The organism is Leeuwenhoekiella sp. W20_SRS_FM14 (assembly GCF_052119605.1).
GTDB lineage: Bacteria > Bacteroidota > Bacteroidia > Flavobacteriales > Flavobacteriaceae > Leeuwenhoekiella.
Genome location: NZ_JBGQOK010000007.1, coordinates 138,485 through 161,433, shown reverse-complemented (window position 1 = coordinate 161,433; position 22,949 = coordinate 138,485). Strand labels below are relative to the sequence as shown.

General features: G+C 35.9%; 17 protein-coding genes. 13 read left to right on the top strand and 4 right to left on the bottom strand.

Going from position 1 to position 22,949, the window contains the following annotated elements; all coding sequences use genetic code 11:
* Positions 1–20 precede the first annotated feature (20 nt).
* The 4 genes from ACEN25_RS13340 to ACEN25_RS13325 form a co-directional block, all read right to left on the bottom strand.
* Complete coding sequence (locus ACEN25_RS13340) at positions 21–827, bottom strand: hypothetical protein (protein WP_441803340.1); 807 nt, start codon at positions 825–827, stop codon at positions 21–23.
* 270 nt (positions 828–1,097) lie between these two features.
* Entirely contained in the window at positions 1,098–3,731 is a 2,634-nt protein-coding gene (locus ACEN25_RS13335; protein ID WP_441803339.1) for a DUF5916 domain-containing protein, read from the bottom strand.
* A gap of 275 nt (positions 3,732–4,006) precedes the next feature.
* Positions 4,007–5,491, bottom strand: coding sequence for a RagB/SusD family nutrient uptake outer membrane protein (locus ACEN25_RS13330; RefSeq protein ID WP_441803338.1), 1,485 nt, complete (start codon positions 5,489–5,491; stop codon positions 4,007–4,009).
* A 9-nt stretch (positions 5,492–5,500) separates the two neighbouring features.
* Complete coding sequence (locus tag ACEN25_RS13325) at positions 5,501–8,662, bottom strand: SusC/RagA family TonB-linked outer membrane protein (RefSeq protein WP_441803337.1); 3,162 nt, start codon at positions 8,660–8,662, stop codon at positions 5,501–5,503.
* Positions 8,663–9,324: 662 nt separating this feature from the next.
* Here ACEN25_RS13325 and rplM point away from each other — a divergent pair.
* The 13 genes from rplM to ACEN25_RS13260 all read left to right on the top strand — a co-directional run bounded on the left by rplM (position 9,325) and on the right by ACEN25_RS13260 (position 22,901).
* Positions 9,325–9,780 (top strand): 50S ribosomal protein L13, encoded by a 456-nt coding sequence (gene rplM / locus ACEN25_RS13320; protein WP_028377401.1) that lies wholly within the window; start codon positions 9,325–9,327, stop codon positions 9,778–9,780.
* On the top strand, positions 9,781–10,167 hold the full coding sequence (gene rpsI, locus ACEN25_RS13315; protein WP_028377402.1) for a 30S ribosomal protein S9: 387 nt from the start codon (positions 9,781–9,783) through the stop codon (positions 10,165–10,167).
* Positions 10,168–10,366: 199 nt separating this feature from the next.
* A complete protein-coding gene (gene rpsB, locus ACEN25_RS13310) occupies positions 10,367–11,161 on the top strand; it encodes a 30S ribosomal protein S2 (protein ID WP_028377403.1) in 795 nt (264 codons plus the stop codon).
* A gap of 97 nt (positions 11,162–11,258) precedes the next feature.
* Positions 11,259–12,224 carry a translation elongation factor Ts gene (gene tsf / locus ACEN25_RS13305; RefSeq protein WP_028377404.1) on the top strand — a complete coding sequence of 322 codons (966 nt, stop codon included), beginning with the start codon at positions 11,259–11,261 and terminating at the stop codon, positions 12,222–12,224.
* 120 nt (positions 12,225–12,344) lie between these two features.
* A complete protein-coding gene (gene pyrH, locus ACEN25_RS13300) occupies positions 12,345–13,052 on the top strand; it encodes a UMP kinase (protein WP_028377405.1) in 708 nt (235 codons plus the stop codon).
* Positions 13,053–13,099: 47 nt separating this feature from the next.
* Positions 13,100–13,663, top strand: a complete 564-nt coding sequence (gene frr / locus ACEN25_RS13295) for a ribosome recycling factor (RefSeq protein ID WP_028377406.1) — start codon at positions 13,100–13,102, stop codon at positions 13,661–13,663.
* Between the two features lie 118 nt (positions 13,664–13,781).
* Complete coding sequence (locus ACEN25_RS13290; protein WP_441803336.1) at positions 13,782–15,929, top strand: DUF5686 family protein; 2,148 nt, start codon at positions 13,782–13,784, stop codon at positions 15,927–15,929.
* Between the two features lie 65 nt (positions 15,930–15,994).
* Positions 15,995–18,406: an efflux RND transporter permease subunit gene (locus ACEN25_RS13285; protein WP_441803335.1), complete on the top strand. Its 2,412-nt coding sequence runs from the start codon at positions 15,995–15,997 to the stop codon at positions 18,404–18,406.
* 107 nt (positions 18,407–18,513) lie between these two features.
* On the top strand, positions 18,514–19,953 hold the full coding sequence (gene asnS / locus ACEN25_RS13280; RefSeq protein WP_441803334.1) for an asparagine--tRNA ligase: 1,440 nt from the start codon (positions 18,514–18,516) through the stop codon (positions 19,951–19,953).
* Positions 19,954–20,120: 167 nt separating this feature from the next.
* Positions 20,121–20,768: a hypothetical protein gene (locus ACEN25_RS13275; RefSeq protein ID WP_441803333.1), complete on the top strand. Its 648-nt coding sequence runs from the start codon at positions 20,121–20,123 to the stop codon at positions 20,766–20,768.
* 11 nt (positions 20,769–20,779) lie between these two features.
* Entirely contained in the window at positions 20,780–21,499 is a 720-nt protein-coding gene (locus ACEN25_RS13270) for a hypothetical protein (protein ID WP_125411791.1), read from the top strand.
* A 4-nt stretch (positions 21,500–21,503) separates the two neighbouring features.
* Positions 21,504–22,262, top strand: a complete 759-nt coding sequence (locus ACEN25_RS13265) for a sensor histidine kinase (protein ID WP_028377412.1) — start codon at positions 21,504–21,506, stop codon at positions 22,260–22,262.
* Between the two features lie 3 nt (positions 22,263–22,265).
* Entirely contained in the window at positions 22,266–22,901 is a 636-nt protein-coding gene (locus ACEN25_RS13260; RefSeq protein WP_441803332.1) for a response regulator, read from the top strand.
* Positions 22,902–22,949: the final 48 nt, after the last annotated feature.

Genomic DNA, 22,949 nt, shown 5'->3' with positions numbered 1-22,949 from the left:
TTTTTACTTATTTTACTAATTTATCTATAAGCTTTATAAATTATTACCATTTGGTTTGTACGGTTACTGGTTGTTGAGCCAGCCAGAAAGTTGTCAAAATTTAAAGTAAAACCATCATCGTCAAATGACTGTAACGAGGCGCTTATTAAACCGTTTTGACTATCACTTCCAGAATTTGGTGATCCATCATCATGTATAGGTTCTCCATTATTATTCACAAAAAAGGCAGCAATACAATGTGAGATTGAGGAATATGTCCCAATGTTATTAATACTAGAACCACTAAAGCCGTTTGAAATTACCTGTTGATCTATACTGGTGCCATTAATTTGAGCATAACCTGTCGTCATCCCACCTGCCATACGTATATCATTAGTGTTGTTTCCATTGGCCCGGTAAGCGCCAGTATTAAAATCCTGTACCCTGTTAATGGCTACAAATTCTACAGATTTTGGAGAAAATCCTACGCCCGAAACATTTATTACTCCAGAGGCACTTACAAGTATTTTTCCGAAGTGAACTTGCTTTTGGCTAGTTGATGCCAGTTGATTCCATTGACTGTTCTGCCAATAATAATAGCCTGCTGGTGTCAGACCGCCAGTACTGTCATTATAAACGAGTGTACTCGCTGCAATTGTGCCTCCTGTTGGATTGATCACAGTGCTTGCGTCTGTAATGCTAGTTAGAGCAACACGCGGGATAAGTATTCCTGAATTTGTAGAAACGATATCTAATCTGGCTTCAGGATTTACAGTTCCTATTCCTACCTGAGCGATTAAAAATTGAGAAAATGTAAGGACTGCTAGGAAAATTAGGGAATTTTTCATTTTAACGAGTTGGGGTTCTAAAAATAGGTAAAAAAGTTATTTTGTACCAGTACTTTTAAAGAGTTTATCTTATTTTCAGCCAACTGCAGGTAGTATGGTTTGTTTTTTAACCCATAAAATGAATTCCTAACAAATCATTTAAATTTCTTCGATTTGAAAATAGAAAAGGATTTAGCGAAAAGCTTAATAAAAAAATAGAAAGCTAGAATACCTCTGAAATCGAAAATGTATTTAGGGCGATTCTTCGGTTAGAGGCTTGGTTTAATCACTTTATAATAAAAAGCGATAGGTAGCTTTAATTAGAAATGTATTGTTTAATTGCTTGTTTACAATTTGCTGGTCTAAAGCATTAAAAACTGTATTCGCAGGATCGTTATTGCCGTCTGCTCCCTGTGACCAGACAAAAAATAATTCTGAACCCGGTATGTATTCCCAGCGTACCACCAGATTTGTTCTTAGTTGCACCACAGAAAAATCAGGATCTCTAAAACGGTAATCGGTAACGCCATCTAAATTTTCATCAACTGTGTATTCTATATCATTTTTAGAAATTTGATCTGGCGTAAATAAACGTATGCGCTCATTAAGGTCTTTTGCAATTGAATTATCAACACGGTTAAAGTTTGTATAGGTTCCTTTAGAAGCAAAGGGTTGCGCATAATATTGCACGCTTAAATTAGGATTTAAGCTGTAGTTAATTCGTAGGGTGGCGCTTAAGGTTTTCTGATCTATATTCCCTAAGATATATCTGTTTTGACCGTTGTAGTTTGTGGTGCTAACGTACTGCGTTTTGTTAGGGCTAATCTCATATTCGGGATAAAAAGATACACTTAGCGCATCTAAAGGCTGATACTCAAAGCCAGCTTCAACTCTAAAAACTGAAAAGTTATTTTGGGATGCCTGAGAGATTACATACCCGGCACCATAGGTAAATTTTTTTCTGGAGTCTGAGTTAATAAATAAAAATTGAATATTTTCTTCATTAAATCGAAACCGTGGTCCACCTCTCAATTCTGTTGTACTAATTATTCTAGGCTTGTGTATTAAACCAAAATTAGTCTCCCAGGTATTGTTAAATCTAAAAAAGGACTCGAGACTATATTCTATGCGATTATAATTTCCTTCAAAATCAAAAAGACTTTTTTGTTCAAATTCAATATTAATAGTTCTGAATTTTTCGGTAGGGTTTAAAAGCGTGTACTTGAGCGTGCTAAATTGTGTTATTAAATCTGCTTGCCTGAGAAAGCCCACATCATTCAGTTCTAATTCTGGAGATTTCCAGGAAGCTCCTAAACTACCTGTGAAGTTTCCGCCGGAAGCTTTACCTATTTCTAAATTGCCGCCAGTTCCTGTAAGTGCTGTTTTTGTAGTATCTACATTAAGGTGTGTTGCGTCCTGCCTATTGAAGAGGTGCGTTAAGGAACGCTGCGTACGCGTAATGGCCTTTGTACTGCCTTGTACATTACTAATAACTGTATTACCTTGTAAATAATAGTTGCGATCATTCCAGTTATGTTTGAAGTCAATACCTCCAGAAAAGGCATCGCTATGTAGGTTATAAAGCCCGGGTTCTAATTTGCGATGGGTCGCTGTAGCTATTACGCCTATGTACGAATTGCGATTATTAAAATCTTTTTGTGCACGCCCAATAAGGTAGTTTGTTAGTGGCTCTACCAGAATGTTGCGTTGTGAAGAATCATTTCTAAACGTTTGTGCATATTCTTTTGCGGTAAGGCTTTCTAATAGGCCAAGTGTCCACCCGTTTTTTGTTTTTCCACTAAATTTTGCAGCTCCAAGAATGGTTGAATTTTGAGGAGTGTCTGTATAAACAACTTCAGGGTCACGCACCGCTCGCTGCGGACTGCGACCAATGCGTCGTGAATAGAATAAGTTATCTGAAGATTGATCGTCAAGATCATAATCAAATATATTGCTGTTAGCTACAAAAAAGGGACGCTGTTCTTTAAAAAATATTTGAAAACCATCTAGGGCAATTGCCGCGGGATCTGCTTCTACCTGCCCAAAATCTGGATTTAATGTGAGATCTAGTGTAAGGTCATTTGTAATACCTATTTTAGCATCGAGACCTGCATTTATGCGGGAATCACTACCATCCCGATAAGGATTTCCAGCTTGAGATTCGTATGTGTCAAGTTGAGAAACTAAATAAGGTTGTATTTCCAGTTGTTTTTGAGGCGTTAAGTTTTTGAGACCTCTTAATTCGCCAAATTCACTAACATATCCCGGTGCATTGGGTATGATCTCCTGCCAGAGTGAACGCTCCCTATTTCTAAAATAAAAACGTTTTGACTGTAATCCCCAAACTTGATCTTCATCACTATTAAAACGCAATTGACTCAAAGGTATTTTCAACTCAGCTGTCCAGCCTAGCTCATCAATATTGGTTTTAGCATACCAGATGGGATTCCAAGTTTCATCAAAGCGACCGTTATTTGATATGAACTCATCTGCTTTTACACCCGCAGCGGTTAGAGTAAATGAAAATGCCGTACGATCATCATTATAACTGTCAAAGCTTATTTCTACCCAATCTCCTGCAAAACCATCACGTCTTGAAAGGCGTTTTTCAATACCATCAGGATCTTGATCAAGACATCTAAATGCGACATAAATATACCCGTCATCGTAGATGATTTTCATTTTAGTTTGCTCTGTAGGAGCCGCCCCAATATTAGGTTGCAGTTGCGTATAATCTGTAGTAAAGGGTACAAGTTCCCAGGCAGAATCGTTTAAAACTCCATCAATATCAGGTGCATTTTCATTTTCAATCTTTAATGTTGTATACGAGCGTTTATTAATTTTTTCAGTCTTCTGATTTTGACCATAAACTATATCTGGAACTAGTAGTAAGGAGAGTAATACCAGACATAATAAACCGCGCATAAAATAAAAATTAAGCCTTTAGATAGGAGATTAGCAATAACAAGGCAAATATTTTAATTTTTATTGAATTTTAGACTTAAATAGGTTTCAATATTTACAAAATCGAAATAAAAAATTGAAGTTTTAATTTGGAATTGAAATTTTGAAACTTGAAACAGAGCTAAATATGAGTGACTTGAGAAATTGGTGAAAACTGTTTACAGTTACGCAGTCTAACGAAGTTCTTATAAGAATTAAAAAAGCCCGTTTAATATTTCTTAAACGGGCTAAATTAACTAAGAAGGGTTTTGCTCAACTAGTGGATTTGAGTTAATCTCATCTAGTGGTATTTGCCATTGCCATCTATTATCCCCGGCAGGAACTTCAAATAATTGACCCACTAAAGCAGGATCGTGATTTGCGCCTGTTCTGTCTAAAGGTTGGTTCAACCTTTTTAAGTCATAAAATCTAAAACCTTCACCCCACAGTTCTATGCGGCGTTGCGTATAAATTTCATTTTTAAGTGCTGCGCCTGTATTTGCTGAAAGAGTATAGCTTGGATCGCGATTAGAAGCTAAAGCTAGAAGAACTTGTTTTGCTGCGTTTTCATTTGAATAGGATAATGCCTCCGCTTCAATTAAATACATTTCTGCCGCTCTCATATAAGGTACATCCATTCTACTATCTCCTGTACCTGCAGCAATAAACTTTTGACTGGTAAAAGGTTTTCTTGCAAAGTTCGAGGCAAGAGTAACCCCTGCAGGAAGGTTGCTATGAGCTCCTGTTGGATCAAATAGTTTAGCGCGTACGTCTGTTTCAGAAATTAGATTGTAAAGCTTTGAGTTAATAGCTTTAGGGTTTGTTCTAATATTAGTAGAGCTAAAGTTTCTAGATACATATGCTCCAAAATTTGCAAAGAAAATTGTTTGATCTTCCTGAACAAAACTACCCCACATCCATTCTCTGTTTGTGTAAGTATTAAACGAGTTAAAATATTCGTCATTAGACATTAACGTGTATCCTTGTCTAGCTTGATTAGCTAATGTTGCTGCAAGCGGATAGTTTTGTTGCACTAGAGCTACTCTCGCTTTTAATCCTAAGGCCACACTTTTATCAAAATGAGATTTATTAGGACGCTCATATCCATCAAGAAGTGTTATAGCACTATCTAAATCTAAATTTACCTGAGTGTAAACTTCTTCTACAGTTGCTCTGGCAAGAGGATTATTTTCTGTGGTTAGGCGTATAGGAACTCCCAGTTGATTATTAGGTGCTCCTGCTTGATAGCGTTTACCATAAAGTTGAACCAATTGGAAATGACAGTACGCTCTGTATACTAAAGCCTGGCCAAGAGCTGCATCTCTATCTGCTGTAGGACCTGATGCATTTTCAGCTCCATTAATAATAACGTTGGCATTTCTTATCACACGGTATAATACGCGATATGGAAATAAGTCATCTGCATCAGAAGCATTAGTATGATCAACCCATTTATAGGTATTATTAAACCAGCCGTTTCCTGCAGAAGTCATAACAAAATCTTCTCCTAGAACATCTGTTTGAATCATCATAGAACCTATTCCTCCTTCTCCCTGTGAATTGTAGCGCTGATATAAGGAGCGGTGAATACCATTTACAACCAGGAATAAGTTATCTGTGGTGGTCGTTGCAGCTTCAGCAGGCACATCTTCAGTAGGAAATCTATCTAAAAAGTCCTCACTGCAACTACTCATACTTAGTAGAGCAAGAAGTGGAAGTGTGTATTTATATATTTTTTTCATAGTAGTATATTATAGAGATAAGTTAAATCCTAAACTTATAGTTCTGGAGGGAGAAAAGCGGTTTTGTGTGGTTCCGTTAAAGTTTTGACCTACATCAAGACCATCAACCGAAGTCCAAAAATGAATGTTTTCTCCATTCAGATAAATTTTAGCATTAGTTAAGCCAATACGATCGATAAGTTGGGCAGGTAAATTATAGGATAATGAAACCTGACGAAGACCTAAAAAGGTAGAGCTTACCAAATATCTATCTGAAGCTGCTTCAAAAGCAGCACGTTGATCTGTATCTAATCTAGGAATATCTGTGATATCACCCGGCTGTTGCCATCTGTCTAATATACGAGTGCTTAATGCTGCACCGTAATTTCCAGAATGTAAAAGACCTGCAAGATTAGTATCATAAGTGTCTCCTCCTATGCTGTAAGTAAATAGTGTTCTCAATTCTATGCCTTTATAATTCCAAGTACTTGTAAAGCTTCCGAATAAATCGGGGAGCGCTGTGGCTGTAGAATTGTAAAGTGCTTTATTTTGATTAGTAGTTACTAAGTTGCCATTAACAGTTCTTACATCTGCATCTTCGGGAGTACCTAATTCTGGATCAAAGACGTATAGAGCAGAACCGTCTGCTGGGTCTACACCAGAATATTCACGTAGCCAGTAATCAAATATAGAACCGCCTACAACATATTTTTTAGTTCCGTTGATAATTTCTTCCTGCGGAAGTTCTGTAAACTCGTTGTGAATTGTAGAAGCGTTGATATTTAAATTCCAGCTAAAGTTTTCATTTCTCACTAAGCCAAGATTTAAATCTAGCTCCAGACCTCTGTTGAACATATTACCAATGTTTGCTGGGTAGTTGTCTAAACCTGAAGATACAGGAAGTGGTACGTCAAATATGAGTCCGTCTGTAATCTTTTTATAATATGCAAAAGATCCGCTAATTCGATTATTGAAAAAGCCAAAATCAAGACCCAGATCAGTTTGTTTTTGAGTTTCCCATTCTAAAAATTCATTACCGGGAGCACTTATTAAAATACCAGGCTCACCTGCGTTGTTATTACCTAATCCTAATAAAGATTGACTTGCATAAAAACTTAAAGAAGCATTTGACAGGTTAGAGTCGTTTCCTACCTGACCGTAAGAAGCTCTAAGTTTTAAAAAGTTTAGCCAACTCTGATCTTTAAGAAAGTTTTCTTGATCTATTCTCCAGGCCCCACTATATGAGTAGAAATTACCCCAACGTACGTCATTTGCAAAACGAGAAGAACCATCTCTTCTGTATGACCCCGCAGCAAAGTAACGATTGTCATAGTTGTAATTTAATCTTGAAAAATACCCTTCTTTTCCATATTCTCTGCTGTAAGATTCTAAATCTACCGTTGTGGCAAAGTTTATTAATTCGGTATTACCATCTACAACTTGATTTTGTCTGAAACCTGTTAGAAAATTTAAGCTGTAATCAAGACTTTCATGACCTAATAAAGCGGTGATATTGTGGTTTCCGATAGATTTATTCCAATTTAAGAGTTGGTTATAAGTGATTACAGTTGTTGTTTGAGTTGTTCTTCCGGCACGACCATCAGGTGCGCCATCACCTACGATTTTATTATCATAATTTTCATTTTGATAATAATTCTTATCTATACCAGCATTAAATGTGAATGTAAAATCTTTAAGAAAGTAGAACTCAGCATAGGTTCTAGCATTTATTGCAAAACGATCATCCTTGTCAATATTTAACAAGTTTTCTTGTATAGCGTGTCTTCCCGGAGAAGCTCCTGCTGGTCTTACTTCAGTATAATCTCCTGTATCGTAAATTCTGTTTCCGGCATCATCTAGAATAAAGTCTCCGGTTGTAGCGTCGTGTAAAAATACAGGATAAATGGGAGCTATAAATCTTGAGAATCTGAAAGGATTTACAAATGAAGAGCTATTTGCAGCGCCATCTACAGCCTGGTTTGATGTTGAAGTTGCACCAGTAATATTAAAGCCTGTCTTAAACCAATCTTTAATTTTTGAGTTTAAATTTATTCTACCAGTAATACGCTCAAAGTCTGAATTTATTACGTTAGCAGATTGATCTAAGTAGCTTAGTGATGCAAAATAATCAGTTTTCTCGGTTCCACCTTGGTAGGAGAAGTTGATGTTTTGAATAATCCCCGTTCTTTCTAGTGCATCTTGCCAATTTAAATCACCAGGATATTTTAGTGATGCGTTGGGATTTATTGATCCATTATTTAAAACAATTTGATCATTGCTTACATTGTAGGGATTGTATCCTAGCAAATTGGAAATATCTTCTGATGCTTTTATGTTTGCATCATTAGTAGATAAAGGGTTAGAATTTCTAAACGTTAAACTGTTTCTATAAGCCTCCCACATCAATTCATAATATTGAGAAGGGCCTACGCGATCATATTCAGGAATCGAACGTGATGCCATACCTTGGCTCACTTCAAGACTAATTTGATCCTTTCCTTTTTTACCTTTTTTTGTAGTAATTACAACAACCCCGTTTGCACCCTGCGAACCATAAATAGCAGTAGATGCAGCATCTTTAAGAACTGTAAAACTTTCAATATCGTTAGAATTTAAGCTAGCAAAACTTCCTGAGTACACTACACCATCTACTATATAAAGAGGTTCCTGGCTAGAGTTTACAGAGCCAAAACCACGAATACGTATGCTAGGTGCAGAGCCAGGCTGGCCGCTACCAGATGCGATTTGAACTCCAGACGCTGTTCCTTCTAATGCAGAGATGACATTAGTAAGTGGTCTGTTTTCAATTGCATCGCCAGATACAGTGCTTACTGAACCGGTCACTTCACCTCGTGTGGTGGTACCATAGGCAACTACAATTACTTCGTCAAGAGATTCTGTACTTTCAGCAAGAACAACATCAATCTTTGACAGTGTTCCTATTTTTTTCTCTTGATTAATAAAACCTACAAATGAAAAAACTAATGTTTCTTCGGGTTTTGCAGTTAACGAGTACACCCCATCAAAATCTGTTTGTGTCCCCCGATTTGTGGCACCTTTGATAATTACGTTAACTCCCGGTAAAGGAATACCATCAGGTCCTATTACAGTTCCAGAAACGGTTTTTTCTTGAGCATAGGTGCTCATTGCTATCAGGCATAATAGCAAACTAAATAATAGTCTTTTCACCATTTAAATTATGTTTTGGTTATAAAGGTGAAATTTATATTAATTGTTAATTATATTTTTCTAAAATATTAAAATGAAGTGATTATTACTTTTAACACAAAATTCAACAATTATATAGTCTAATATTTAAATTAGACAGAGCTATTTGTAGTAAAAACTAACTATTGAATAATATTTTAACAAAACCAGTTGCGTTAGAATTTAAAACAGAATTTAGAAAAAACGTTTTCAAAATTTTAAGAGAAATTATGATCTGCTTAATGAGTGCATAAGTAATTATAAATTCACTCTTAGAAATACCCAATATGCCTAAAAAATATATCAAAATATTTTTTTGAAGAAAGTTTAAATAGGTGATTTTGATTTATGATGCATTATAAGTTTAAGTGAGAGGGCTCATAAATCTAGATTCTTTTAAATAAATAGCTTTTAGTCTATTAACAAGTAGAAGTCTCTGAGTCTTCAACTATATCTTATTCAGTGAACATTTTTATCTTTTTTTTATTAGAGCTGATTAGTGTATTGATAACCAGTTATTAAAAGCGATAAAAATTATAGTAAGGCTGAGTTTGTCATATTCATTTATAATTGTACATTTGCACCCCTGTTTTCCCGTGTGAACGAGATAGCAGGAAATGGAATGTTTAATAATTAAATAAAACAGTGTGGACACATTAAGTTACAAAACAGTATCTGCCAACAAGAACACCGTTAACAAAGAGTGGGTTGTTATTGATGCTGAAGGACAAACGTTGGGTCGCATGTCTACTATCGTTGCAAAATTTTTGCGCGGAAAGTACAAGCCTAACTACACACCACACGTTGATTGCGGAGACAATGTTATTGTTATCAATGCCTCTCAAATCAACTTAACAGGAAAGAAGTGGGATTCTAAATCTTACATCCGTCATACGGGCTATCCTGGTGGTCAAAGAAGCCTAACTGCAAAAGAATTGTACGGTAAAGACCCTGCGCGTCTTGTCGAAAATGCAGTAAAAGGTATGTTGCCTAAAAACAAATTAGGTAGCGCGATTTATCGCAATTTAAAGGTTTATGCCGGTGCAGATCACGGGCAGGAAGCACAGAAGCCTAAAGTAATCAACATTAACGAACTTAAGTAAATGGAAGTAATTCACAAAATTGGTCGTAGAAAAACGGCTGTTGCTCGTGTTTATTTAGCTCCGGGTTCTGGTAACATCACCATTAACAAGCGTGATGTTAAAGAATATTTCACTACAGGAACTTTACAGTACAAAGTTAATCAGCCATTAGTAATGACTGAAAATGAAAAAAACTTTGACGTTAAAGTAAATGTTTACGGTGGTGGTATTACTGGTCAAGCTGAAGCTGTACGTCTTGCTCTTTCTAGAGCGATGTGCGAATTAGACGCAGAAAACAGACTTATCCTTAAGCCTGAAGGTTTGTTAACGAGAGATCCAAGAATGGTAGAGCGTAAGAAATTCGGTCAGAAGAAAGCGCGTAAGAAATTCCAATTCTCAAAACGTTAACAACTATTGTATTTCAAAAATTCTGTCTTTTATTGGCAGCTCTTTTGAAATCAAAAAGAAATTAATTTTTAATTAAATAGTCCTTGTTTTCGCGAAAGCGGAAAAATTGGTTTAGCATCTAAATAGGTAAGGCGACACGTCAAAGACGGGAACCACTTACATATTGCTACTACAACGGGAACGTAAACTAAATTTAAAAATGGCAAAAACAGAAAATGTAAAGGATTTACTGGATGCAGGTGTACACTTTGGTCACCTTACCAGAAGATGGGATCCAAACATGGCACCATATATCTATATGGAGCGTAATGGTATTCACATCATTAATCTATACAAAACTGCTGCTAAACTTAGCGAAGCTTCAGAAGCTCTAGCTAAAATTGCAGCTTCAGGTAGAAAAATACTTTTTGTAGCTACCAAAAAACAAGCAAAAGAAATTGTTGCTGATCACGCAGGTCGCGCTAAAATGCCTTTCATTACAGAAAGATGGCCAGGTGGTATGTTAACTAACTTCGTAACTATACGTAAAGCGGTTAAGAAAATGCAAACTGTAGATCGTATGAAACAAGACGGTCGTTTTGATAGCTTGTCTAAAAAAGAGCAATTACAAATGAACCGTATGCGTGACAAATTAGAGAAGAACTTAGGTTCTATCGAAGATATGACACGTTTACCGGGTGCTTTATTTGTAGTTGATATTAAGCGTGAACACATTGCGATTAAAGAAGCTCAAAAATTAAACATTCCAATCTTTGCGATGGTTGATACTAACTCTGACCCACGTCAGGTTGATTTCGCTATCCCATCTAATGATGATGCTTCTAAATCTATCGAGAAAATCATAGCTAACGTTGCTGATGCAATTGTTGAAGGTCTTTCTGAGCGTAAAGCTGGTAAAGAGAAAGATAAAGAAGACAAGCCAAAAGCTAAAAAAGCAGACGCTAAGCCAGAAAAGGCAAAAGCTAAAGCTGCAGCTAGCGACGAAGAAGAATAGTATTTAACAATTTGATAATAGCTGAAGTCGTTTAGTATATTGCAATTTTGCACTAAGCTAAACGACTTTTTGTTTTAACTCATAAATTCTAAATAAAATGGCAAAAATAACAGCCGCAGACGTAAATAAATTGAGAAAAGCTACCGGTGCCGGTATGATGGATTGTAAAAATGCATTAGTTGAGGCAGAAGGTGATTTTGACAAAGCGATTACTGTACTTCGTAAAAAAGGACAAAAAATTGCTGAAAAACGTGCAGATCGTGACTCAAGTGAAGGAGTTGTTGTAGCAAAGATTAATGATGCAAACAATAGAGGTGTTGTTTTCTCATTAAACTGTGAGACAGATTTCGTTGCTAAAAACGATACGTATGTTGAGATGGCTAATGAGTTAGGTGATGTTGCCTTAAATTATAACAGCAAAGATGAATTTTTAGCTGCTGATTTTCAGGGAATGACTGTTTCTGAAAAGCTAATTGAGCAGACTGGTGTTATTGGAGAGAAATTAGAAATAGGTGGTTTTGAGGTTTTAGAAGCTCCTTTTGTAGGTGCTTATGTACACGGTAATAAAATAGGTGCTTTAACTGGTCTTTCTAAAGCTACAGAGAATGCAGATGAGGTTGCTAAAAGTGTTTCTATGCAAGTAGCATCAATGGGTGCGACTACATTATCTTACAAAGATTTTGATCCAGAATTTGTTGCGTCAGAAACTGAAGCTCGTATCGCTGCTATCGAAAAAGAAAATGAAGAGCTAGGACGTTTAGGTAAAACACTTAAAAACGTTCCTCAATATATCTCAATGTCTCAGTTAACTCCAGAAGTTATGGCTAAGGCAGAAGCAGATATCAAAGAAGAATTAAAAGCAGAAGGAAAGCCAGAGCAAATCTGGGATCGTATCTTACCAGGTAAATTAGACCGTTACGTAGCTGATAACACAACTATGGATAATGAGAAAGCTTTACTTGATCAAGTATTTATTATGGACGAAAGCACAAACGTTGCTAAGTATGTAGCTAGCAAAGGTGATGCTGAAGTTGTAGGTTTTAAACGTGTAAGCTTAGCTTAATTCGTTTAGAGTATTCTATAGAATTAAAAGGCTGCCAATTGGCAGCCTTTTTTTATGTCTTAAATTCATTTTTTTTCACATACTCATTAACCGTATATTTGCCCAAAATTTATTAAAATCATGCAGTACAAACGTATTCTTCTTAAATTATCTGGTGAGGCATTAATGGGAAACCGCCAGTATGGTATTGATCCCGATAGATTAGCAGAATATGCAGAGGAGATTAAAAAAGTTCTCGATAAAGGTGTAGAAGTAGCTATTGTAATAGGTGGCGGTAACATCTTTAGAGGTGTGGCAGGTGCAAGCCGTGGTATGGATCGTGTTCAGGGTGATCATATGGGGATGCTCGCAACGGTAATAAATGGTCTTGCATTGCAAAGCGCTCTTGAAGAGGCAGGTATACAAACTCGTCTACAGAGTGCAATTCAAATTAACGAAGTAGCAGAGCCCTTCATTCGTAGAAGAGCTATTCGTCATTTAGAGAAAGGACGCGTGGTTATTTTTGGTGGAGGTACAGGGAATCCTTATTTTACTACAGATTCAGCAGCGGTACTTAGAGCAATAGAAATTCACGCAGATGTAATTTTAAAAGGTACTCGTGTAGATGGTATTTATACTAGCGATCCTGAAAAAGATGATAAAGCCGTAAAATTTGACTTTATTAGTTTTGAAGATGTACTTCAAAAAGGTTTAAAGGTGATGGATACTACTGCTTTTACATTAAGTCAGGAGAACGAATTGCCTATTATTGTATTTGATATGAACAAGCAAGGCAATCTCTTAAAGGTTGTTAATGGTGAAGCTATAGGTACAACAGTAAATTTATAATTTAGTATTTTTGACTGTTTTTTAAAAACAGGATAATTTATAATGCTATGAACGAAGACATACAATTTATTTTAGACGGTGCAGAAGAAGCGATGCAAAGTGCTATTACGCATCTTAAAAAACAATTTGCAAACATACGTGCCGGTAAAGCTAGTCCTGCGATGTTGGGGAGTGTAATGGTAGATTATTACGGTAGTCAAACGCCACTTTCTCAAGTCGCAAACGTGAATACGCCAGATGGTAGGACAATTTCTATTCAACCCTGGGAAAAAGCGATGATTCACGAGATTGAAAAGGCAATTATGAATGCTAATCTAGGCTTCAATCCTATGAATAACGGGGAAAGTGTTATCATAAATGTACCGCCACTTACCGAAGAGCGTCGTAAAGATCTTGTTAAGCAGGCAAAAGCAGAAGCAGAAGATGCTAAGGTAGGTGTGCGTAATGATCGTAAAAACGCAAACAACGATATTAAAAAATTAGAGAAAGATGGTCTTGCAGAAGATTTATGCCGTAATGCGGAAGTAGACGTGCAGGATTTAACTGATAGTTATATTAAAAAGATAGATGAGATTCTTGTAGTCAAAGAAAAAGAAATTCTTACTGTTTAATAATGCACTACTTAATTTAGTTAACTGCTTCTTTATTTAGCTAGTTAAACTCATGCTAAGAGCGACCCGAGGGTCGCTTTTTTTATAGTATTTTTAGTCTCTAAGTTCCTTTTTTATAATGGTTAAACCCGTAATATTTATTCTTATTGTGTTCTTCGCTGGGCAGATTAATGGCTTTTCTCAGCAAAAAAATATAGATATTGATTCGTTGATGCAGTCGGCTATTGATCGAGGCATAGTAAATAATCCTCAGGCCGTTTTAAAGCATTACAGCTATACAACCTACGAGAAAACGATAATTACAGATTCTATAGCCAACCAAACAAATTCTCATTCCTTTTTTACCGAGAAGGTTGCATTAAATAATTATAATGAGGCTAATGGTTTTAAGGAAGAAGTACTGGGTATTAACATGGCAGGCTTTAAAGAGCCGCGTTATGAAGTATTAGGTATTACATTGCAGTCAAGATCTTTTTATGATGAAGACTTTGTAATCTTTAATTATCGCTATGCGGGACCGCTCTCAAAACGCGGACTTAAAAATTATAATTATCAGTTTGTAGGAGATACAATAATATTAAATAGGCCGGGCTTCGCGGTGTCTTTTCAGCCCAAGCGACCAGAAACAATTCCTGGATTAGAGGGGATCCTTTATTTAGATGCTGCAACAATGGCGCTTCAGAAGGTACATATTAGCATCAATGATGAGCTTCTTGCACGCATTGAACAGGAGTATGAATACATAGCTGAAAATGAGGTGTATTTACCTAAGTCAAGTAAACTTTATATTGAAAAAGGAGAAAGTTCAAAAAGGCTCTCACTTTTTAGAGGAAAAGTTTCAGTAGGAACAATTGAAAAAAATCCTGTAAAGGAAGCCATACAGGGCAGGTATTTGCTCTCTACATCTTATAACACCAACTTTAACCTTTCTGAAAGTGCCGCTCTTGAACATTCAAACCTGGCCATTGAAGTTATGGAAGATGCTGAAGAGAAGCCTGAATCGTTTTGGGAAAAGTACAGAACACAAGGGCTGTCACAGCGCGATTTAAATAGTTTTGACTATCTTGATAATGTAGTTAAAACCGAAAATATAGAACGTCGTTTAGCGATGATAAATAATTTTGGGATTGGGTACTATACTGTAGATTTCTTTGATTTTGATCTTACCTATCCTTTAAAATTTAACAATTACGAGGGACTGCGCCTGGGTTTAGGTGGAGTTACTAACGCTCGATTTTCTGAAAATTTTAGACTTGAAGGATATACCGCTTATGGCTTTAAGGATAAAGTTTTAAAATATGGTTTTGGAGGTGGTGTGCTATTAAATGAATCTCACGGAGCCTGGTTAAGTTTAAGTTATAGTGATGATTTGCAGGAGACAGGTAGTTTTAATTATCTCACAGATCGCCGGGTATATTCGCTTTTTGAACCACGCTTAGTTAATATTACACAGTTTTTTGATTTTAAAACCTTCCGATTAAATCAGGAATATCAGATCACACCAAAAATTTTATCAGAGTTTCAGTTTGCGAAGACAAATGTGTTGCAAACCCAGGATTATTCATTTGTTTTAGGTGATGACACCTATAGTGAATATGATATTACCGAAGCTACTTTTGGTGTTCGCTGGAGTCCGTCAAGTAAATTTATGCGTTCAGAAAAAGGAACTGTTGAGATTTACGATGGCTATCCTAAAATTACAGCGCAGATATCAAAAGGTATATCTGGTTTACTCAAGGGAGATTTTGATTTTACACGGGTAGGAGCTAAATTTTTCTATCAGGTAGAGCGTTTAAATAAATCAACAACCGAATTTTTGATTGAAGGTAAAATGGCATTTGGCGAGGTACCGCTTACGCATTTATTTCATGCGTATCCTAATGCACCTACTAAAGAAACAATTATGCAACGCTTTTCTGTTGCAGGGGTAAGTAGTTTTGAAACCATGTATTTTGGAGAGTTTTTCTCAGATCGTATTGCTTCACTTCAAATAAAGCATCATTTACGCCCATTTAATTTAGGTGAAAAATTTCAACCAGAAATGGTTTTTATAACCCGTTATGCGATAGGAGACATCTCTAATATTGAGCGTCATCAAGATGTAACATTTGGTAAATTAAACAAAGGGTTTACAGAAAGTGGTTTTGAGATTAATAAAATTCTATTTGGTTTTGGTACCAGCTTAACTTATAGATACGGTGCAAATAGTCTGCCAAATTTTGCCGATAATATCGCATTTAAATTCACCTTTAATCTGCAACTGTAAAATAAGGTTTTCCTAAAGGGAATTCAGTACCAAATAAGTACCTTTGCCGCTCTTAAACTAAGACGATGACCAAGCTTTTGGGTTACGGGTTTTGGAACGGTGTAGCTCGCCTTATTCTTCGTAACAGACTCTTTATTCTTTTTCTTATTGCCGGATTTACGGTGTTTTTGGGAACGCAGTGGAAATATATGCGATTTACCTATACCGAAGCGAATCTCCTGCCAGACGATCACGAAGTAAATCTTGAATACAATGCGTTTTTAAAGCAATTTGGCGAAGAGGGAAACCTAGTTGTTTTCGGGATAAAAGATGACGCGCTTTTTACTCCTGAAATCCTCAATAAGTGGAATGCGCTTTCAGATACCATAAACAGTTTAGATGCAGTTGCGCTTTCGGTTTCTTTAAAAGATTTGAAGCTCTTACAAAAAGAAGACAATCCAAAGCGTTTTGACTTGAAGCCATTTATAGATGGTAATGTCAAAACAGATGCTGAAGCACAAGCGTTAAAGAAAAAATTATTTTCAGATCTTCCGTTCTATGAAGGTCTTATTTACAATAAAAAAACCGGTACGGTGCGTTCTGCAGTATATCTTAAAAAGGATATTGTGAATACAGCTGCGCGAAAAGATTTTGTAGTAGATGACTTAATTCCGCTTATTGAAAATTTTGAGGCAGAAACGGGTATTACAGTTCATACCAGCGGAATGCCCTATATAAGAACTCTTAACAGTAAGACAATAATAGGGGAGATAGGTTGGTTTGTAGGAGGTGCCTTAGTGGTTACTTCATTAATATTCTTTTTCTTTTTTAGGTCATACAGGGCAACATTCATCTCCATGATTACTGTGGTAATTGGCGTGATGTGGGCATTTGGTCTTCTAGGATTACTGGGTTATGAGATAACCGTACTTACCGCTTTAATTCCGCCTTTGATTATTGTTATAGGAATTCCAAACTGTATATTTTTAATAAATAAATACCAGCAGGAATACAAAAATCACGGTAATAAAATAAAAGCTTTACAACGGGTCATTACAAAAGTGGGTAACGCTACGTTGATGACAAATATTACCACGGCTTCTGGTTTTGCTACGTTTATTTTAACCCAAAGCTCGCTACTAAAAGAGTTTGGTATTGTGGCTTCAATAAATATTCTTGCGTTATTTTTATTGAGTTTATTGATTATTCCTATCATTTACAGCTATATGACCCCTCCTAAAGAGCGTCATTTAAAACATTTGGGTAAATCCTGGATTGAAGGTTTTGTAAACTGGGTTGAAAAGATGGTGCGTGATCGTAGAATTACTATTTACATTACCACAATTCTGTTGCTTATTGTAAGTATGATAGGTATTTATAAGATTAAGGTTTCAGGAAGTCTTATTGAAGATATGCCGAAGAATACCGGATTTTATAGAGATATTAAATTTTTTGAGTCTGAGTTTGATGGTATCATGCCGCTCGAAGTTCTAATTGACACCAAGCGTCCTAAAGGAGTAATGAAATTGCCTACTTTAAAGCGAATGGATGAGTTGGCAACTACAATTTCTGAAACACCAGAACTGTCTAAGCCACTGTCAATCGTAAATCTTGTTAAGTATGGTAAACAGGCATTTTATAATGGTGATCCTCAATATTACCAGTTACCCACTTCAAACGAGCGTAATTTTATTTTACCCTATGCCCAGCGTTTTTCTACCGAAGCGAGTTTGCTAGACAGTTATATAGATTCTACCGGTCAATACGCGCGTATGACTACTTTTATGCAAGACATAGGTACAGACCGTATGGAAATCGTAGAGGACAATTTGTACAATAAAATAAATATTCTGTTTCCTAAAGATAAATTTAATGTCACGCTTACCGGTAAAGCGCTGGTCTTTCAAAAAGGAACAACGTATTTAATAAATAATTTAATCATTAGCTTGTCTCTTGCAATTTTATTAATTGCTGTGTTTATGGCGTTTATGTTTAGATCATTCAAAATGATTCTGGTCTCCCTAATTCCTAATTTATTACCCCTGTTAATTACCGCAGGTCTTATGGGGTATTTAGGAGTGCCTATAAAACCATCAACAATTTTGGTGTTTAGTATTGCTTTTGGTATATCGGTAGATGATACCATTCATTTTTTGGCAAAATACCGTCAGGAGTTAAAAAGTAGCGGTTGGAGAATTAAACGATCTGTATATGCTTCGGTTAGAGAAGCAGGTGTGAGTATGTTTTATACATCAATCGTATTATTCTTTGGCTTTTCGGTATTTATGATCAGTAGCTTTGGAGGTACTGTAGCTTTAGGTGGTCTCGTTTCAGTGACACTTATTTTTGCAATGCTTTCAAACTTGTTATTATTACCTTCTTTATTGCTTTCACTTGAGCGAAGTATTGCAAATAAAGAGGATTTTAAAAAGCCGGCTATTCAGATTCTTGATGAAGCTGATGACGAGGAAGAATTAGAAAATTTAGATAAAGAATAAGTTTTATATGTGAATTTCCGCTTTGCGGAGATTAGCTGTAAAATATATATTTGCTAATTATAAAATTGAATTTTTAGCCGTTAATGGCTTATCCTATAGATTAGATTATGAAAAAAACCATTGTACATATTTTAAAAGAAGAGCCAAAGGGGCACGAGATTATTGTAAGAGGATGGGTGCGTAGCTTTAGAGCCAATCGTTTTATTGCTTTAAATGATGGTTCTACCATAAATAATTTACAATGTGTTGTTGACTTTGAAAACACAGATCCTGCGTTACTAAAGCGTATTACAGTAGGTGCGGCAATAATGGTTACTGGTAATTTAATTGAAAGCCAGGGTGGTGGCCAGACGGTAGAAGTAGATGTAAAAGACGTTAAAATTCTGGGCGATGCAGACCCGGAAGAAGTTAAACTTACTATTTTACAACCTAAGCGTCATACCTTAGAAAAACTGAGAGAGCAGGCCCATCTGCGCGTGCGTACAAATACCTTTGGGGCTGTAATGCGCTTGCGTTCAAAATTGAGTTTTGCGGTTCATGAGTACTTTCAGAAAGAAGGTTTTTACTATGTAAATACTCCTATTATTACGGGTAGTGATGCAGAGGGAGCAGGTGAGATGTTTAAGGTAACTGCTCAAGATTTAAAGAACCCAGCAAAAGACAAGGACGGAAATATAGATTACAAGAAAGATTTCTTCGGAAAAGAAACAAATTTGACCGTTTCTGGTCAATTAGAAGCAGAAACCTATGCATTAGGTTTAGGTCAGGTATATACTTTTGGTCCGACTTTTAGAGCAGAAAACTCCAACACAAGTAGACACCTTGCAGAATTCTGGATGATAGAACCTGAGGTAGCTTTTAATGATCTGGATATGAATATGGATCTGGCTGAAGATTTTATCAAGTACGTTATTGAATACGTATTAGAGAATTGTCAGGATGATCTCGAATTTTTAGAAAACAGACTTATACAGGAAGATAAAGCTAAGCCTGAAGCAGATCGTGCACCTATGGCGCTTAGAGACAAACTAAAGTTTGTAACTGAAAACAACTTTAAACGTGTTAGCTATACTGAGGCAATAGATATTTTAAAGAATTCTAAGCCTAATAAAAAGAAGCAATTTAAATACCCAATAGAAGAATGGGGAGCAGATTTACAAAGTGAGCACGAGCGTTTTCTGGTAGAAAAGCATTTTAAATGTCCCGTAATCTTGTTTGATTATCCTGCAAATATCAAAGCGTTTTATATGCGTTTAAATGAGGACGGAAAAACGGTACGTGCTATGGATATACTTTTCCCGGGTATAGGGGAGATTGTAGGAGGTTCGCAGCGAGAAGAACGTCTTGAGGTTTTACAAGAGAAAATGGCAGTTTTAGATATCTCAGAAGAAGAACTGTGGTGGTATTTAGATACGCGTAGATTTGGTACTTGTGTACATAGTGGCTTTGGTCTTGGTTTTGAGCGTTTGGTTCTTTTTGCATCTGGTATGACAAATATTAGAGATGTGATACCTTACCCACGTTTTCCGCAAAATGCTGAATTTTAAAAGAAAAAATAAATATTTACAAAAACCCGATTTGAAGAAGTCGGGTTTTTTAATACATAAAAGTGGGCAACTTTTTAATGAGGAAAAACACCCTTTTTCAAAGGTTATTTTCCTTAAGAATTAAAAGATGTCTATTTTACAGCTATCTAACAAAAACCATTTACCTTATGAATAAAATTACTTTTTTGGCAGTGGCGTTTACTGCTACTTTGTTAATTGTATCCTGTGAAAATAAACCTTGCAATTGCGGAGATCAGGAAACCCCGGTTTTGGGAGCACCAGCTAATATTATTCCGATAGCAGCAGCAGATTCTTTATATCAAAATTATGGCAACAGCCGAGTTCCATTAATTGAGCGTGCAGAAAACATCACCGAAGAAGGAGATACCATACCTAAAGAAGATGTAAACTATAAACAAACAACTCGTTATGTGAGTTTTTCATTTAAGGAGATGAAAAAATATATGGCATATATAGAACAGCAAGCTGATTCTGCTAATATTGAAATATTACAATTGCGCGTTTATCTAGGTAAATACGGTAAAAAAGTTAAAAATAAAGACAAATCTAATAGAGGAACTGTATTTTTTAACCCCGCAGCAGAGTTTGTTTCAGCAGATGGAACGAGAGATACTGTTAGCTTTGCAATTAAGAAAGATGCAAAAGGAAAGTATCAGGCAGTTACGGTAGGTTCTGTACTTGATGGGTCTGCTCTTGATGCTGAAATGGGATCTCAAAATATTGAATCTATGTCTGGAAATATTGGACATTTGGCACCACCACCACCAGTAGGGGGAGGAGATTTTCAATTGTAAATAGAGAACTGTTGGATATTCACGTTTCTTCTGAAAGATTAGGTCATATATTAAACAATCCCTCGTTAATTACGATGGATGCTTTAGAGCTATTTTCTTTTTTAATGGGGCTTTTGTACTGGAGGAAATTTTCTGGAACCCCGGTTATATGGTTTATACTTTTCTTAGGTTACAATTTTGTAAATGAAATGATAAGTGCACTCGTTTATATCACCGAGCTGGTTGATATGAATTTTGTGTTTTATAATATTAGATACTTTATATGCTTTACCGTTTATTATGGTTTGTATTACAAGTTTTTGCAAAAATCCTCATTTAGAAAAGCAACCGTGCTTTTATATGCTATCTGGCTTTTAAGTTATCTGTCATTTATATTAACCAGTGATTTTTTTTCAGAAAAACCCATACTGGCGGCTGTAACAGGAGATTTCTTTTTAATTATTATAATTCTATTTTATCTCGTTGAAACAATTAATAATACAGATTTCAATAAAATTCAGGATTTTATATTGATTTATATAAGCGTTGCACTTTTATTAAGTAGTGTTGTTCAACTTCCAGTAGTAATAATGACGTATGTAGGGTGGGCTCAAATAACTGATGCAACTAATAGCCTTAATACTTTTTTTAGTATTGTAAGAAATGCTAGTTTTTGGGCGTATTGTGTTATGTATATCATTTTTGCTTATGGTTTTTATCGTGCAAAGCGCCCGCAATTGGTAAATATTTAAAGTTATGGATCAAGCTACATTACAGCTCGTAATTCTTGTCGTTTTGTTGATTCTTTTTCTGCTTGCTGTAATTGTATTTGTGCTGTTTTCTGTATTTATGAAGCGTAAAAACAGTTTGCTTCGGGAGCAGATAGAGGCTGAAAAACGTTTTGAAAAGGCAATAGCAGAAACTCAGATTGAAATTAGAGAAGAAACACTGCGTAATATAAGCTGGGAGTTACACGATAATATTGGTCAATTGCTCACCTTAGCTAAAATAAAGGCGCAAAACATAGAAGGTGGGGAAGAAATGCTTGAGGTTGCTGAAACGATTGGAACGGGCTTAAATGAGCTCAGAGCATTGTCAAAATCGATTAATCCTGAAGCTATAAATGGGCAGTCACTTATAAAATCTTTAGAGATGGAAGTTGCCCGTTTTAACCGTCTTAAATTTTTATCTGCGTCTTACGAATTGCTCGGAGATTCTGTAGTTATTGATGCCCAGGCAGAAATTGTTCTTTTTAGAATCGTACAGGAGTTTATAACGAATACGATGAAACATTCTAAGGCTGCAAATTTAAAAGTGCTGGTACATTTTAAAGCAGATTCTTTAGAGATTATTGCGCACGACGACGGTGTAGGATTTGATTCTGATAAACTCGCAGACAAAGGTATAGGGTTGAGTAATATTGATAAGCGCGCAGACCTTATAGGAGCTCAGGTTAAAATAAGTTCAATACCCGGAGCCGGAACACAATTAAAATTAATTTATCCTTTAGATTAAATTATGTATAAAGTTGCATTAGTAGACGATCACACCCTTTTATCTGAAGCCATTGCGGGTTTAGTTCGCCAATTTAAAAATTTTGATGTTGTCAACATTTCTGTCAACGGAAGAGAGCTCATAAATTATTTAGAATCGCCCGGGGCATTACAACCAGATATTGTTTTAATGGATGTAAAAATGCCTGTTATGGGTGGTATTGAAGCGACCAAGTACCTCACAAAGCATTATCCCGATATTAAAGTACTTGCTCTTTCTATTGAAGAAGAGGAGCACGTAGTTATGCAAATGATACGCTCTGGTGCCAAAGGTTATTTACTTAAAGACACCCGCAAAAGTATTTTAGAACAGGCTTTAAATGAGTTGATAAATTTTGGGTTTTATTATACCAACACTGTTGAGCGACTTGTGCATAAATCAGAACATTCATTAGAAGAAGAAATTGTTCTAAAAGAACGCGAAATAGAATTTATAAAGCACGCGTGTACTGAGATGACTTATAAGGAGATTGCAGAAAAGATGTTTTTAAGTCCAAAGACAATAGAGGGTTATAGAGAATCTGTCTTTCATAAATTAGGTCTAAAAAACCGCACAGGTCTGGTTATATACGCAATTAAAAATAATATCTTCACTCCGTAATGGGCTTCCATTTTTCAGCGTAGATTTTTTGATATAAGTCTTAACAAA